General features: G+C 71.8%; 11 protein-coding genes. 5 read left to right on the top strand and 6 right to left on the bottom strand.

The window, feature by feature from the left end; all coding sequences use genetic code 11:
* The first annotated feature begins 3 nt into the window (after nt 1-3).
* Nucleotides 4-417: a roadblock/LC7 domain-containing protein gene (locus tag AB0B98_RS08125; protein ID WP_196925059.1), complete on the top strand. Its 414-nt coding sequence runs from the start codon at nt 4-6 to the stop codon at nt 415-417.
* Nucleotides 418-496: 79 nt separating this feature from the next.
* On the opposite strand, the gene AB0B98_RS08130 is transcribed toward AB0B98_RS08125, so the two are convergent.
* Nucleotides 497-1,840, bottom strand: a complete 1,344-nt coding sequence (locus tag AB0B98_RS08130) for a GH1 family beta-glucosidase (protein WP_238672566.1) — start codon at nt 1,838-1,840, stop codon at nt 497-499.
* A gap of 848 nt (nt 1,841-2,688) precedes the next feature.
* On the opposite strand from AB0B98_RS08130, the gene AB0B98_RS08135 reads away from it, so the two are divergent.
* Nucleotides 2,689-5,595 carry a glycoside hydrolase family 48 protein gene (locus tag AB0B98_RS08135; RefSeq protein ID WP_357361505.1) on the top strand — a complete coding sequence of 969 codons (2,907 nt, stop codon included), beginning with the start codon at nt 2,689-2,691 and terminating at the stop codon, nt 5,593-5,595.
* A 340-nt stretch (nt 5,596-5,935) separates the two neighbouring features.
* On the opposite strand, the gene AB0B98_RS08140 is transcribed toward AB0B98_RS08135, so the two are convergent.
* Nucleotides 5,936-6,604, bottom strand: a complete 669-nt coding sequence (locus tag AB0B98_RS08140; RefSeq protein WP_238672706.1) for a DUF3159 domain-containing protein — start codon at nt 6,602-6,604, stop codon at nt 5,936-5,938.
* Between the two features lie 170 nt (nt 6,605-6,774).
* Here AB0B98_RS08140 and AB0B98_RS08145 point away from each other — a divergent pair, with 170 nt between their 5' ends.
* A complete protein-coding gene (locus tag AB0B98_RS08145; RefSeq protein WP_357361506.1) occupies nt 6,775-7,662 on the top strand; it encodes a phosphatase PAP2 family protein in 888 nt (295 codons plus the stop codon).
* A gap of 40 nt (nt 7,663-7,702) precedes the next feature.
* On the opposite strand, the gene AB0B98_RS08150 is transcribed toward AB0B98_RS08145, so the two are convergent.
* Complete coding sequence (locus AB0B98_RS08150; protein ID WP_357361507.1) at nt 7,703-8,566, bottom strand: DUF1028 domain-containing protein; 864 nt, start codon at nt 8,564-8,566, stop codon at nt 7,703-7,705.
* Between the two features lie 47 nt (nt 8,567-8,613).
* Nucleotides 8,614-9,834, bottom strand: coding sequence for a low temperature requirement protein A (locus AB0B98_RS08155; RefSeq protein WP_357361508.1), 1,221 nt, complete (start codon nt 9,832-9,834; stop codon nt 8,614-8,616).
* A gap of 154 nt (nt 9,835-9,988) precedes the next feature.
* Here AB0B98_RS08155 and AB0B98_RS08160 point away from each other — a divergent pair, with 154 nt between their 5' ends.
* Both AB0B98_RS08160 and AB0B98_RS08165 read left to right on the top strand, forming a co-directional pair.
* Nucleotides 9,989-10,972, top strand: a complete 984-nt coding sequence (locus tag AB0B98_RS08160) for an LLM class F420-dependent oxidoreductase (protein WP_357361679.1) — start codon at nt 9,989-9,991, stop codon at nt 10,970-10,972.
* Nucleotides 10,969-11,760, top strand: a complete 792-nt coding sequence (locus tag AB0B98_RS08165) for an SDR family oxidoreductase (protein WP_357361509.1) — start codon at nt 10,969-10,971, stop codon at nt 11,758-11,760. Before AB0B98_RS08160 ends, AB0B98_RS08165 begins: the two co-directional genes overlap by 4 nt.
* A gap of 4 nt (nt 11,761-11,764) precedes the next feature.
* On the opposite strand, the gene AB0B98_RS08170 is transcribed toward AB0B98_RS08165, so the two are convergent.
* The gene (locus AB0B98_RS08170; protein ID WP_357361510.1) at nt 11,765-12,568 is read right to left on the bottom strand and encodes a class I SAM-dependent methyltransferase; all 804 of its coding nucleotides are present in this window, start codon (nt 12,566-12,568) and stop codon (nt 11,765-11,767) included.
* A 65-nt stretch (nt 12,569-12,633) separates the two neighbouring features.
* Nucleotides 12,634-13,377 carry a class I SAM-dependent methyltransferase gene (locus AB0B98_RS08175; protein WP_357361511.1) on the bottom strand — a complete coding sequence of 248 codons (744 nt, stop codon included), beginning with the start codon at nt 13,375-13,377 and terminating at the stop codon, nt 12,634-12,636.
* Nucleotides 13,378-13,394: the final 17 nt, after the last annotated feature.

Raw genomic sequence — 13,394 nt, forward strand, 5'->3', positions numbered from 1 at the left:
ACGTTGAGCCAGGAGGCGCGTGACCTGAGCTGGCTGGTGAGCGCGTTCGCGGAGCGGGTGCCGGGTGTGGCGCACGCGGTGGTGGTCTCCTCTGACGGGCTGCTGGTGGCGATCTCCGATCACCTGCCGCGTGACAACGCGGACAAGCTCGCCGCGGTGACCTCGGGGCTGATGAGCATCACCGCGGGCGCGGCCTCGATGTTCGACGGCGATGTCGTCAAGCAGACGGTGGTCGAGATGGGCCGTGGCTACTTCCTGGTGATGCAGATCCGCGACGGTTCGATTCTGGCCACGCTGGCCGCCGGTGACGCGGACATCGGCGTGGTGGGCTACGAGATGGCCCGGCTGGCCAAGCAGGCGGGGGAGATGCTCACCCCGGCCCTGCGGGCGGAGTTGCAGCAGGCGCTGCCCCGCTGAGTGAGCCGGCCGGGGCCCGGACGGTCACGGCTCACCCGAGCCGAGCCGTCCGGGCCCGGCCATCCGGGTGGCGGCGCGGTCAGAAGCCGCCGTCGGCGATGACGGAGCGGTACCAGGTGGCGGAGTTCTTGAGCACTCGACGCTGGGTGGCGTAGTCCACGTAGACCAGGCCCCAGCGCTGGTCGTAGCCCTGGTCCCACTCGAAGTTGTCAAGCAGTGACCAGACGTGGAAGCTCTCCAGCGGCACTCCGTCGGCGATGGCCCGGTGCGCCGCGGTGAGGTGGTCGCGCAGGAACCTGATCCGCCCGGTGTCCTGGACGGTGTCGTCCGCGCCCAGGGTGTCCGGTGTGGGCAGCCCGTTCTCGGTGATGGTGAGCGGGATCGGCCCGTATTCGCGGGTGATCCGGGTCAGCAGGTCGTACATCCCCTCGGGGTAGATCTGCTGCCATTCGGCCTCGGAGGTCGCCCAGCGGTGCGCGGTGCCGCCGTCGCCGGTGACGTAGATCGGGGTGTAGTACTGCACGGCCAGCAGGTCGACCGGCGCGGAGATGGTCTCCAGGTCGCCGTCGCGGATGCCCTGGACCATCCGGCTCTGCGGGCCCAGGTCGGCCAGCAGGTCTTCCGGGTAGCTGCCCTTGAGCAGCGAGTCGAGGTAGAGCCGGTTCTCGTAGGCGTCGTAGAGGTGGGCGGCCGCGGCGGCCTGCGGGGAGTCGTCGGCGGGGTAGCAGGGGTGCAGGTTGAGCGCGGGGCCGATGCGGCTGTCGCTGCCGGTGGCCCGCAGCGCGGCGACGGCGTACCCGTGGGCGAGTTGCAGGTGGTGGGCGACCAGGTAGGCGGCGTCCGGGTCCTGCCGCCCGGGGGCGTGGTGGCCGGTGAGGTAGCCGTTCTGCACAACGGTCTTGGGTTCGTTGATGGTGAGCCAGACCGGCACCCGGTCGCCGAGGGCGCGGAAGACCACGTCGGCGTAGTCGGCGAAGCGGTGGGCGGTGTCGCGTGACTCCCAGCCACCGGCGTCCTGGAGCGCCTGCGGGAGGTCCCAGTGGAACAGGGTGGCCATCGGGGTGATTCCGCGCTCGTGCAGGCCGTCGAGGAGGCGGCGGTAGAAGTCGAGGCCGCGTTGGTTGGGCGTGCCGGTGCCGTCGGGCTGGATCCGGGGCCAGGAGATGGAGAAGCGGTAGCTGCGCAACCCGAGGTCGCGCATGAGGTCGAGGTCCTCGGCGTAGCGGTGGTAGTGGTCGATGGCCACGTCTCCGGTGTCGCCGTTGCGGGTGCGACCTGGGACGCGGCTGAAGGTGTCCCAGACCGATTCGCCGCGCCCGTCCTCCTTGGCGGCGCCCTCGATCTGGTAGGCGGAGGTGGCCGCGCCCCAGCCGAAGTTGTCCGGGAAGCGCAGCGGGCCGGCGGGCCCGGTAGGTATCGACATGGATTCTCCTCATGGATACGGGGCCACCGCCGAAAGATTCGGGAGCGCTCCCATGATAGGGCAGACGCTGCCTGCCGGTCAGCCGGCCGTCAGAACGGCCGGCGCTGGCGGGTGGGAGGCGGGTGGTTGGCCCCGAGCAGCGAACGAGGCCGTCCGGGCGGCGCGGCGCGCCTGTCCCGTCGGCCTCTTTTCCTATCGTGTACGGGGGTTTAGTGTGGGGACGGGGGAGGGCAACCCCCGTCCCCACCGTAACTGCACACACACGGGCGAGATTTGGGTCCTGCCGTGCGTGTCGCGCGGGAGCCGGGCCACGCGAGTGGCTCTGGTTCCACCTCCCTCCCTGTGGTGGGACGATGGCTGACGACGGCGTCCGGGCTGGCCCGTCGTCGGCCCTCGGTCTGGTTCCCTGGGCCCGTCAGAAACGACCCCAGCGATCTTCTTGTTGGAACCTTGTCGATGGAAGCGCTCCCATCGACCGATGTTGCGACTGTAACGCCCGTCACGCCTTTGTGAAAGACCCAAAACGAGATCGAAACAAGGAGCTGATCCGGCGCTCCGTGCGCTTGTTGTGGGAGCGCTTCCATGGCACACTGTCGATTCGACGCGACAGGAGCCAGATCGCGTGAGTGCGGGTCCACCGAGGGCAACCGGCAGCACCAGCTCCGGTCACGGTCACCCGAGCGCAGCCGGCGGGACCCCCTCCCGTGCGGGCCGCACGCCCTACCCCGGCCGGGCCCGGGCACGACCACCTTCCCGGCGCCTCGACATCCCCGCGGACCACCACCACCCTCGCGGGCAGGCGCCTCGCCGGGGACCATCCCGGCCTGGTCCGAGGAGACACCGCGCACATGAGACAACTGGCAATACGCCGGCGCGTGGCGCTCGCCGCCGCCGCGCTGCTCGCCATCGGCGGGGTGACCCTGCCTGCCGGCGCCGCACAGGCCGCCCCCGCCTGTGACGTGGTCTACGCGACCAACGACTGGAACACCGGCTTCACCGCGAACGTCACCATCAAGAACCTGGGTGACCCGGTGAGCAACTGGACGCTCAAGTGGACCTTCCCGACCAGCGGTCAGCGGGTCACCCAGGGCTGGTCGGCCAGATTCAGCCAGACCGGCAGCGAGGTCACCGCGACCAACGAGTCGTACAACGGCAACCTTGCCACCGGGGCCTCCACCACCATCGGCTTCAACGGCGCCCACTCGGGCAGCAACCCGAAGCCCACCTCGTTCACCCTCAACGGCACCCCCTGCAACGGCACCCCGGCCAACCAGCCGCCGACGGTCTCCCTCGGTCTGCCGACCGGGCCGTTCACCGCGCCGGCCGACGTGCCGCTGACGGCCACCGCCAGCGACCCGGACGGGACGATCAGCAAGGTCGAGTTCTACCGCAACGGCCTGCTGATCAACACCGACACCTCCGCTCCGTACGCGTACACCCAGGAGGACCTGCCGGCCGGCAGCTACACCGTCCAGGCCAAGGCGTACGACAACGCCAACGGCATCGGGGTCGACGAGAAGGCTTTCACCGTTGGGGCCGCCAACGGTCCGATACTTGTCGCCACCCCGTCCGCTGTGAGCGTCGCCGAGGGTGGCAGCGCCACCTTCAACCTGAAGCTCAGCGCCGCCCCGACGGCCAACGTGCCGGTCACCCTCACCCGCAGCGGTGACACCGACGTCACGGTCTCGCCGGCCACCGCCACGCTGACCCCGAGCAACTGGAACACCGGGGTCACCGTCACCGTCGCCGCGGCGGAGGACGCCGACACCGTCGGCGGCGCCGCCACCATCACCGCCTCCGCCACCGGTCTCGCTTCGCTGGCGGTCAGCGCCACCGAGATCGACAACGACACCCCCGGCGGCGACAACGCCTACACCGCCAAGTTCCTCGAGCAGTACGGCAAGATCAAGAACTCGGGCTACTTCAGCCCCGAGGGCGTGCCGTACCACTCGGTGGAGACGCTGATCGTCGAGGCGCCCGACCACGGCCACGAGACCACCTCGGAGGCGTTCAGCTTCTGGCTCTGGCTGGAGGCCTACTACGGCAAGGTCACCCAGAACTGGGCCCCGTTCAACAACGCCTGGACGGTGATGGAGAAGTACATCATCCCCACGCACGCCGACCAGCCGACCGCCGGCTCCGCGGGCACCCCGCAGTACGCCGCGGAGTACAACCTGCCCAGCCAGTACCCGTCGGCGCTGAACCCGAACATCTCGGTCGGCCAGGACCCGCTCCGCTCGGAGTTGCAGTCCACCTACGGCACCGGCGACATCTACGGCATGCACTGGCTGATGGACGTCGACAACACCTACGGCTTCGGCCGCTGCGGTGACGGCACCACCAAGCCGGCCTACATCAACACCTTCCAGCGGGGCACCCAGGAGTCGGTGTGGGAGACCGTCCCGCAGCCCTCCTGCGACACCTTCAAGCACGGCGGTCAGTACGGCTACCTCGACCTGTTCGTCAAGGACACCGGCGCCCCCGCCAAGCAGTGGAAGTACACGAACGCCCCGGACGCCGACGCCCGCGCCGTGCAGGCCGCGTACTGGGCGCTGACCTGGTCCAAGGCGCAGAACAAGCAGGCCGACGTCGCCGCCACCATCACCAAGGCCGCCAAGATGGGCGACTACCTGCGGTACGCGATGTTCGACAAGTACTTCAAGAAGATCGGCAACTGCGTCGGGGCCAGCACCTGCCCCGCCGGCAGCGGCAAGGACTCGGCGCACTACCTGCTGTCCTGGTACTACGCCTGGGGCGGCGCGTACGACGCCAGCCAGAACTGGTCCTGGCGGATCGGCTCCAGCCACAACCACTTCGGCTACCAGAACCCGTTCGCGGCCTGGGCGCTGACCAACACCCCGGAGCTCAAGCCGCAGTCGTCGACAGCTGTCGCCGACTGGACCAAGAGCTTCGAGCGGCAGCTGGAGTTCTACACCTGGTTGCAGTCCGCCGAGGGCGGCATCGCCGGTGGCGCCACCAACAGCTGGGACGGTAGCTACGCCCAGCCGCCGGCCGGCACCAGCACCTTCTACGGCATGTTCTACGACGTCGACCCGGTCTACAACGACCCGCCGTCGAACCAGTGGTTCGGCATGCAGGCCTGGTCGATGCAGCGCATCGCCGAGCTGTACCAGCAGACCGGCAACGCGAAGGCCAAGGCGCTGCTGGACAAGTGGGTTCCCTGGGCGATCGCCAACACCACCCTCGGCACCAACTGGTCGATCCCGTCGGACATGGCGTGGACCGGTCAGCCGACCACCTGGAACCCGTCCAACCCGCAGCCCAACACCGGCCTGCACGTCGAGGTCATCAGCAAGGGTCAGGACGTCGGCGTCACCGCCGCCTACGCCCGGATCCTGATCGCGTACGCGGCCAAGTCGGGCAACGTGGCGGCGAAGGACACCGCCAAGGGGCTGCTCGACGCGCTTTCGGCCGCCAGCGACGCCAAGGGTGTCTCCACCACCGAGAAGCGTGGCGACTACCGGCGCTTCGACGACGTCTACAACGCGTCCACCGGGCAGGGCCTCTACGTCCCGTCGGGTTGGACCGGGAAGATGCCGAACGGTGACACCATCGCCGCCGGCAAGAGCTTCCTCGACATCCGGTCCTTCTACAAGAACGACCCGGACTGGCCCAAGGTACAGGCGTACCTCAACGGTGGTGCGGAGCCCGAGTTCAACTACCACCGGTTCTGGGCGCAGGCTGACGTCGCCATGGCGTACGCCGACTACGGCAGCATGTTCCCGAACGGCTGAGACGACCCGGGGTGGGTGGCGTGGACCGCCCACCCCGGGATCCGGCCCGGGTCCGGGGAACGACGGACCCGGGCTGGCGGGACGGCCTGACTCCCACGGTCAGGCCGGGGTGGGCCGGCCATCTGGCCGACGCAGCGGATCGGTTGGCCCACCCCACCGCCCGGACTGGAGCCAGCCGCGAAAAAGCCCAGAAATTCGGGCCGTCGCGGGATCACACCGAGGTCCGTGACGGAGTAACGTACGTCACCGGAGAGGCCGCTCCCCCCGTGGCGGCCTCTCCACTTTTTTGCCCCGAGTCCGGCCGCTGCCCTGCCCCGAGTCGGGCCGCGCGGGGCCGGTTTCAGCGAGGCGGCGCGACCGGGTGACGCAACCCCGGGTGCCCGGCCGGCAGCGAGCGCCGCAGCACCACCCAGCTCAGCGCAAGCGCCGCGGCGACCAGCGGCCAGGTCAGCGCCACCCGGGCCACCACCAGCGCGAGCACCTGCCCACCCAGGTAGAGCGGCACGAACACGGCCAGCCGCAGCAGGTAGGTAGCCGTCCACACCCAACTGGCCCGGCCGTAGCCACGCAGCAGCACCGGGTCGCGCCGCCAACCGGCCCGCTGGCCCAGCACCGCGCCAACCAGCACACCGAGCAGTGGCCACCGCACCACGATGCTGACCGTCCACGCCAGAGCGCTCGCGGCGTTCGACAGCACCTGGATCAGGAAGAAGTTCTCGGCCCGGCCGGTGCGTACCGCGATCAACGCCGCGACGCAGACGGCCAGCAGTCCGATCAGCACCGAGCGCGGCCGGTCACCCCGGCGCAGCCGTACGCCGGTCACCACCGCGCCCGCGGCCAGCGCCGCACCGACCCCGCCCCACAGCGACTCGCCACCCAGCAGCCAGCCCGCCGCGAACGCCAGCGGCGGCACTGTCGCATCGATGGCGCCGCGTCGCCCGCCCAGCAGATCCGTCAGCGACTCGGCCCGCGCCGGCCCACCCGGACCGGTGCCGACGCCGGCCCGCACCGGCCCTCCCGACCCCGGGTTGTCGCCTTCACGCTGCTCCGCGCCGGGTTCGGCCGGGCCGCTGTCGCGCTCCGGTGTTCCGCTCACGACCGCCTCCTCGCCTCCGGCACAACCTAACCGGCGATTGGCGGCGGGCCACCGGTCGGAGCGCCGACACCTGCCGCTACGGTGTGCGGATGCGCGCGACGGCACGGGGTTGGACCGCGGTCTGGTTGGTCGTACTGGCCCTCGTCCAGGCGGCCGCCTTCCTCGCCGTGTGGCGGGTGGCCGTGCACTCCGAGATAGGTCAGTGGGTGGACACGGTCGCCCTCACCGGCAACCGGATCGGGCAGGACACCATCGAGGGTCCGGTCGACCGGATCCTCAACGCGATGTCGGTGGTCTCGCTGCTGGCCGCCACCGCGATGATCGGGTTCATCGCGCTGATCCGGGGGCGGATCGCCCTGGCGATCACCGCGACCCTGCTGATCGCCGGAGCGAACGTCACCACCCAGCTGCTCAAGTACGGGCTGAACCGGCCCGACTTCGGTGTCGACCCGGAACGCGCCGCGGTCGGCAACAGCCTTCCGAGCGGGCACGCCACGGTGGCCGCCTCGGTGGCGGTCGCCCTGATGCTCGTGCTGCCGCGCAAGGTGCGGGCCGCCGGTGCCTTCATCGGCGCCGCCTACGCCGCCGTCGCCGGGGTCGCCACCCTCTCCGCCGGCTGGCACCGACCCAGCGACGCCGTCGCCGCGTACCTCGTGGTCGGCGTGTGGGCGGCGTTGGCCGGGTTGCTGCTGCTGGTCACCCAGCGGGAGCAGGCCGAGATCGCCCCCGGCGACGCGCACCGGATCGCGGCGCTGGTGCTCGGGCTCGGCGGTGTGCTCGCCCTGGTGGCCTGCGGGATCTCCCTGTCCTGGCTACTCGACCTGCGCGACACCGGGCCGGAGGAGCTGGCCCGCCGTCCCCTGTTCGTCGGGTACGCGGGCAGCGCCGCCGGGATCGCCGGCACGATGGCGGTGGTGATGGCGTTGGCGCTCACCGTCGTGCACCGGCTGGTGCCCCGGGTCAAGGGCTGAGCCAGCCCGGCTCAGCCGCCTCGCGTGGGAACGGCCGGGGTCAGCTCGCTGCGCGGGGTGCGGGGACGTGCGGGGCGACACGGCGCAGGTGTGTCAGCACCACCGGGTCGATCCGCCCCGGCACCAGCCGCTCCTCCAGGTTCTCCAAACCGGCCCAGGAGATCAATGCCGCTTCGGTGCCGTCCTCGTGCACCGGATGGCCCAGCGCGCCGAGCAACGCCGCCACCTCGGCGGCGACCGCGCCGCTCAGGTCGAGCAGGGTGGCCGGGTCGGGCCGGCCGAACAGCATGGTGTGCACAGTGAGCAGGCGACCCAGCTCGGCGACCGGGTCCGGGTGGTCGTCCACGCGCAGGTCCACCACCACGTCGCTGGTCCCGCCGTACCCGCCGCCGCGCTCGACCACGAGCAGGCCGGCGCTCTGCCGGCCACGCCGGTCGCCACCGGCCTCGTCGCCGGCCCGCAGCGCGGCGACCAACCGCTCGGCGAAGGGCAGCGCCGTTCCCGCCAGCCAGGCCTCGCCGAGGGCGTCGACGACCTCCGGGCCGGTGAGCACGTTGCCCTGCGCGGCCCAGCCGTCGCCGGTCCGCCCGCCGGCCCACTGGTGGCAGGCCGGCCCGGTCCAGCTGGCGCCCGCGCCGGTTGCCCCCACGACGCCGAGTTGGCGGTGCTCCCGCTCGGGGTCGGCGGCGACCAGCCCGGCCACCACGTCGGCGGCGGCCACCCCGGTGCGCAACAGGGTGAGGCCCTGCGGGCGGTAGGCGAGGTTGACGTGCGCCTGGGTGGCCAGCGCGCCCACCTCGGCGGCGGCGGCCGGCACCAGCGCCCCGGCGGCGAGGAACTTGCTGGCGACGGCCACGCCGTGCAGGCGGCCGTCAGCGGAGCGGGCGACGAGGGAAAAGGTCACCGGCCGAGATTAGCCTTCCGCGCCGCCGTGACGCGGCCAAGCGAGGCTCAGAACGGTGGCGTGGCGGCCTCCGGTGGGGCGCCCTGGGCCCGACGGGCGTCGGCCACCGCTACCGCGGCCAGCACCATCGCTCCGACCGCTGTCGCGGCCACCCCGGGCAGGTGTCGCAGCGGCACGGCTGACGCCGCCAGCACCAGGAGGGCGATCCACCGGGACGGGGAGACCCGTGCGAACACCTCGTACTCCAGGCGGGCCCGCCCGGCCAGGAACAGGACCGGACCGCCGAGCACCATGACCAGCCACGGCCCCGGGATCCGCTCCAGCGGGCTCTCGATGATCAGCTCGTATCCGATCGCTGTCGAGGCGAGACCGATCACCATCACCAGGTGGGTGTCGGCGGCGGAACGGCCGATGGTGGCGGGGTGGCGGGCCTTCATCACCGCCTCGCCCAGGATCCGCCCGGCGCGCTGCACGTAGATCCGCCACAGCATGATCGAGGTGGCCAGCGCCAGCGCGAACGCCCACGCGTGCCCCGCCTGGTACGGGCCCTTGCTGTACGCGAAACCGGCCACCAGGATCGTCTCGCCCAGCGCGACGAGGAAGAACTGCTGGTACCGCTCGGCCAGGTGTTCCCCGGCGATCTCCCACTTCGAGATCGTCGATCGACCCAGGCCGGGCACCGGCCAACCACAGCGGGCCGCCAGGTACTCGAGCACCAGCGCCGCCGACCAGAGCGCCACCTGCGCGTTGGTGCTCAGCATCGCGCCGGTGATCCAGAGCACCCCGCTGACGGCGAAGATCACCGCCATCCGGACCTTCAGCCGGCGGTACGGGTGCGGGCCCAGCGCGATCGACAGGATCACCGGCCGCGTCACCTGGGCGATCACGTACGGCACCGCGAACATCAGCGCGGTCTCGCTGAAGGCCCGGGGGATCGCGACCCCCATCAGCATGCTGCACACCAGCGCGGTGATCACCACGGTCTGCAACGGCACGCGGTAGGGGTCGTAACGGCTGGTCGTCCACGCGGTGCCCTGCCAGACAGCCCAGAGCGCCAGCAGCAACAGCAGTGTCTTGCCGCTGCCGGTGACCGCCTCCCAGATGTGCTTCCGGCCCGACTCCTCGGTCAGGTCCTCGAACGCGCGCGCCGAGATCCGGGTGAGCGCGAAGACGTACACCAGGTCGAAGAAGAGTTCCAGGAACGTCGCCCGGCCGGGCGCGGCCGCCGCCGGGACCGGCTCCAGGTGTCCCGCTGCCCTGGAACCCATGGTCAGCGGCCTGCGCCGTCGGTCCGGTCCACCACGAAGTCGTAGCATTCGGTGCTGGGGCGCACTGGCGGAAACCGGCGATTCTGCCCAACCCGGGGATCTTGCTCGGGCCCGCGTCAACGGGCACGATCGACCGGTGACGAATCGATGGGGCATGACGGTGCCGCTGGGCGGGATCGCGCTGGCGCAGCACGACGCGGCCTACGCGGCCCTCGACCGGGCCGGGTTCACCGACGTCTGGTCGTCCGAGGTCGCCGGGACCGACGCGTTCACCCCGCTGGCGCTGGCCGCGGCCTGGCAGCCCGGCCTGCGGCTCGGCACCGCGATCACACCGGTCTTCACCCGGGGCCCCGGGTTGTTGGCGATGAGCGCGGCGGCGCTGGCCGAAGCCGCGCCGGGTCGGTTCTCGCTCGGCATCGGCGCGTCCTCACCCGTGCTGGTACGGGACTGGAACGCGGTGCCGTTCGACGAGCCGTTCCGCCGCACCCGCGACGTGCTGCGTTTCCTGCGCGCCGCGCTGGCCGGCGAGACGGTCGACGAGGTCTACGACACGTTCGCCGTCCGCCGGTTCACGCTGGAACGACCGCCGGCGGTGCCGCCGGCGATCCTGCTCGCCGCGCTGCGCCCGGGGATGCTTCGGCTGGCCGGTGCGGAAGCCGACGGGGTCATCCTCAACTGGCTCAGCGCCGACGACGTGCCGCAGGCCCTCGCCGAGCTGGGCGAGCGCCGGGCCGGCTTCGAGGTCGCCGCCCGGATCTTCGTCTGCCCCACCGAGGACGCCGCGTACGCCCGGGCGCTGGGCCGTCGGCTCATCACCAGCTACCTCACCGTCGGAGCGTACGCCGAGTTCCACCGCTGGCTCGGCCGTGACGAGGCGCTCGCGCCCATGTGGGCGGCGTGGGCCGCCGGTGACCGGCGTGGCGCCAACGCGGCGGTGCCCGACGAGGTGGTCGACGCGTTGGTGCTGCACGGCTCTGCGGAGCGGTGCCGCGCCGAGGTGCGCCGCTACGCCGACAACGGGGTGGACGTGCCGATCGTCGCTCTGCTGCCCACCCCCGAGGTCACCGCCGGCGGCGCGACAGCGCTGCTCAGCCTCATCGCCCGGTTGGGCACCAACGTCGTGGAGGCGTCCGCGTGAACCTCACCGACCGGATCGTGGTGGTCACCGGCGGGGCCGGCGGCATCGGCGCGGCGCTGTCGCGCCGGTTCGCCGCCGAGGGGGCCGCCGCCGTGGTGGTCGCCGACCTGGACGCCGACGCGGCCCGCGCGGTGGCCGAGGGCATCGGCCCGGTCGCGCACGCCCGCGCCCTCGACGTCACCGACGAGGAGCAGGTCCGCGCCCTGGTCGCCGACACCGAGCAGCGGTACGGCCGGATCGACCTGTTCTGCGCCAACGCCGGGGTGACCACCGGCGGGGGCGTGGAGGTCGACGACGCCGGCTGGGACCGCTCCTGGCGGGTCAACGTGCTGGCCCACGTCTACTCCGCGCGCGCGGTGCTGCCCGGAATGCTCGCCCGCGGCGGCGGGCACCTGCTGCACACCTGCTCCGCGGCCGGTGTGCTGACAGCGGTGGGCGACGCCGCCTACACGACGACGAAACACGCTTCGGTGGGGTTCGCGGAGTGGCTGGCCATCACCTACCGGGACCGGGGTATCCGGGTCAGCGCGCTGTGCCCGCAGGGGGTGGACACCCCGATGCTCGCCGACGGGCTCGCCGAGGGTCACCTCGGCGCCCGGGTGGTCGCCGCGTCCGGTGCGGTGCTCACCCCGGACCAGGTCGCCGACGCGGCCATCGCCGGGCTGGCCGAGGAGAGGTTCCTGATCCTGCCGCACCCCGAGGTGGCCGACTACGCGCGCCGCCGCGCCGAGGACCCGGACGGGTGGCAGGCCGGCATGCGCAAACTCATCCGCCGGCTGACCGCCTGACCCGCTACCGCATCGGAACGCGCCCCACGGCCAGGAGATGAGCGCTGGAACCGATCAGCGCCGGCTCGCTGCTGTAGAGCCGGGCCAGGTCCAACGCCGCGGCGAAGACAGCGTCCCGCGCCGGCCCGTCCGCCGCCGCCTCCGCCGCCGTCCAGGCCGGACCCTCCACCCCGTGTACGACGACATCGGTCAGCCCCGCCGCCGCGCACTCGTCGGTGATCTCCTCGACGCGGTGGAAGTAGGCGTGGGTGAACCCGATCCTCGGATCGTTGACACCGTCGCTCAGCAGCGCCCTGGCCTCGTCGAGCAGCCGTTCGTCGAGTCGTCCGGTGGCCGCGAAGTCCAACGGGCCGGCGAAGCGGGAGATGACGGCGGCCACGACGAGACCGCCGGGGCGGGTCACCCGGACCGCCTCGCGGAGCGCCTGGAGCCGGTCGGCGCGGCGTACCAGGTGATAGAGCGGGCCCAGCAGCAGCGCGGCGTCGTACCCGTCGTCGGCGTCGGGAAGCGCACGCGCGTCGGCCACCTGTGCCTCGACCGGAGGGTGCCCATCGCGGGCCTGCGCGACGTGGCTGGGCACCAGATCGACGAGGCGGACCTGGTAGCCGGCGGAGACGAGGGCCCGTGCGTACTCGCCGGTGCCCCCACCGATGTCCAGCACCCGGGCACCAGGGCCGGGTAGGAGATCCCGCAGGAGCTGCGTCGTGCGGATCCACTCCAGTCGCCCCTGTGGGCGGGCGGTGAGTCGCTGGTCTTCGCGGTAGCGCTGCGTGTAGTAGTCGACGATGTCGCTCGAATGCTGATCCACGCTCTGATGGTCAACGGTGTGCGGCGCGCGAGCCACCTGATTTCACCCGTCGAGCTGGCCGGTCACTACCGCTGGCGGGTGGTGGTCACCAGGGTCATCCGCCGGGGTGCGGGTGCCTGGCCGACGTCGCGGAAGCCGGCTTCGGTGAGTTGGTCGGTGACCCACTCCGGCGCGATGCGTAGCTTGCGGTAGGAGCTGGCGGACAGTGTCCAGCCCTGCTGAGCGCTCCGTTGGTGGAGCAGGTCGTGGACGGTGACGACGTCGGGTTCGTACTCCAGGAAGCAGGTCAGGATCGAGTCGGCGTCGGCGTGCACCGGGATGAACCGGCTCGTCCCGGTGAGGCTCGTGGTGAGGTCGCGGAAGCTGAGGACGAGGCGACCGCCCGGCGCCAGGGCGGCGGACAGATCGACGAAGAGCTCAGTGACGGCCCGGCGGTCGGGCAGATGGGTGAGCGTGTCGCCCATGCACACCGCCAGTTCGGCGGTGCCGGCCGGGAGGTTCGCCGCGACCTGGCTCAGGTCGTCGTGGACGACGCGGATCGCCGGATGGTCACTGGCGTGCAGTTCCAACTCGGCGAGGAGCTTGGCGCTGCTGTCGACCGCCAGGACGGTCCGATAACCCATCCTGGCCAACGCGACCGACTGGAAACCCGAGCCGCAGCCGAGGTCGACGGCGAGGCCGGTGCCGGTCGGCTCCGCGACGCCGGCTCGGCGCAGCGCATCGAGCTGCTCCGCGACGAGCGCCGGGTAGGGCGCACCGAACATCCAGGTGTAGTGGTCGGCGAGGAAGCCGTCATAGTGCGGGTTCATCAACGCTCCACAGTGGT

The sequence above is a fragment of the Micromonospora sp. NPDC048947 genome (assembly GCF_040649495.1).
GTDB classification, from domain to species: domain Bacteria; phylum Actinomycetota; class Actinomycetes; order Mycobacteriales; family Micromonosporaceae; genus Micromonospora; species Micromonospora alfalfae.

Bases quoted from the DNA above. Each gene is read 5' to 3' on its own strand.
- AB0B98_RS08130 (WP_238672566.1), bottom strand. From the start codon at position 1,840: ATGTCGATACCTACCGGGCCCGCCGGCCCGCTGCGCTTCCCGGACAAC.
- AB0B98_RS08135 (WP_357361505.1), top strand. From the start codon at position 2,689: ATGAGACAACTGGCAATACGCCGGCGCGTGGCGCTCGCCGCCGCCGCG.
- AB0B98_RS08155 (WP_357361508.1), bottom strand. From the start codon at position 9,834: ATGGGTTCCAGGGCAGCGGGACACCTGGAGCCGGTCCCGGCGGCGGCC.
- AB0B98_RS08160 (WP_357361679.1), top strand. From the start codon at position 9,989: ATGACGGTGCCGCTGGGCGGGATCGCGCTGGCGCAGCACGACGCGGCC.
- AB0B98_RS08175 (WP_357361511.1), bottom strand. From the start codon at position 13,377: ATGAACCCGCACTATGACGGCTTCCTCGCCGACCACTACACCTGGATG.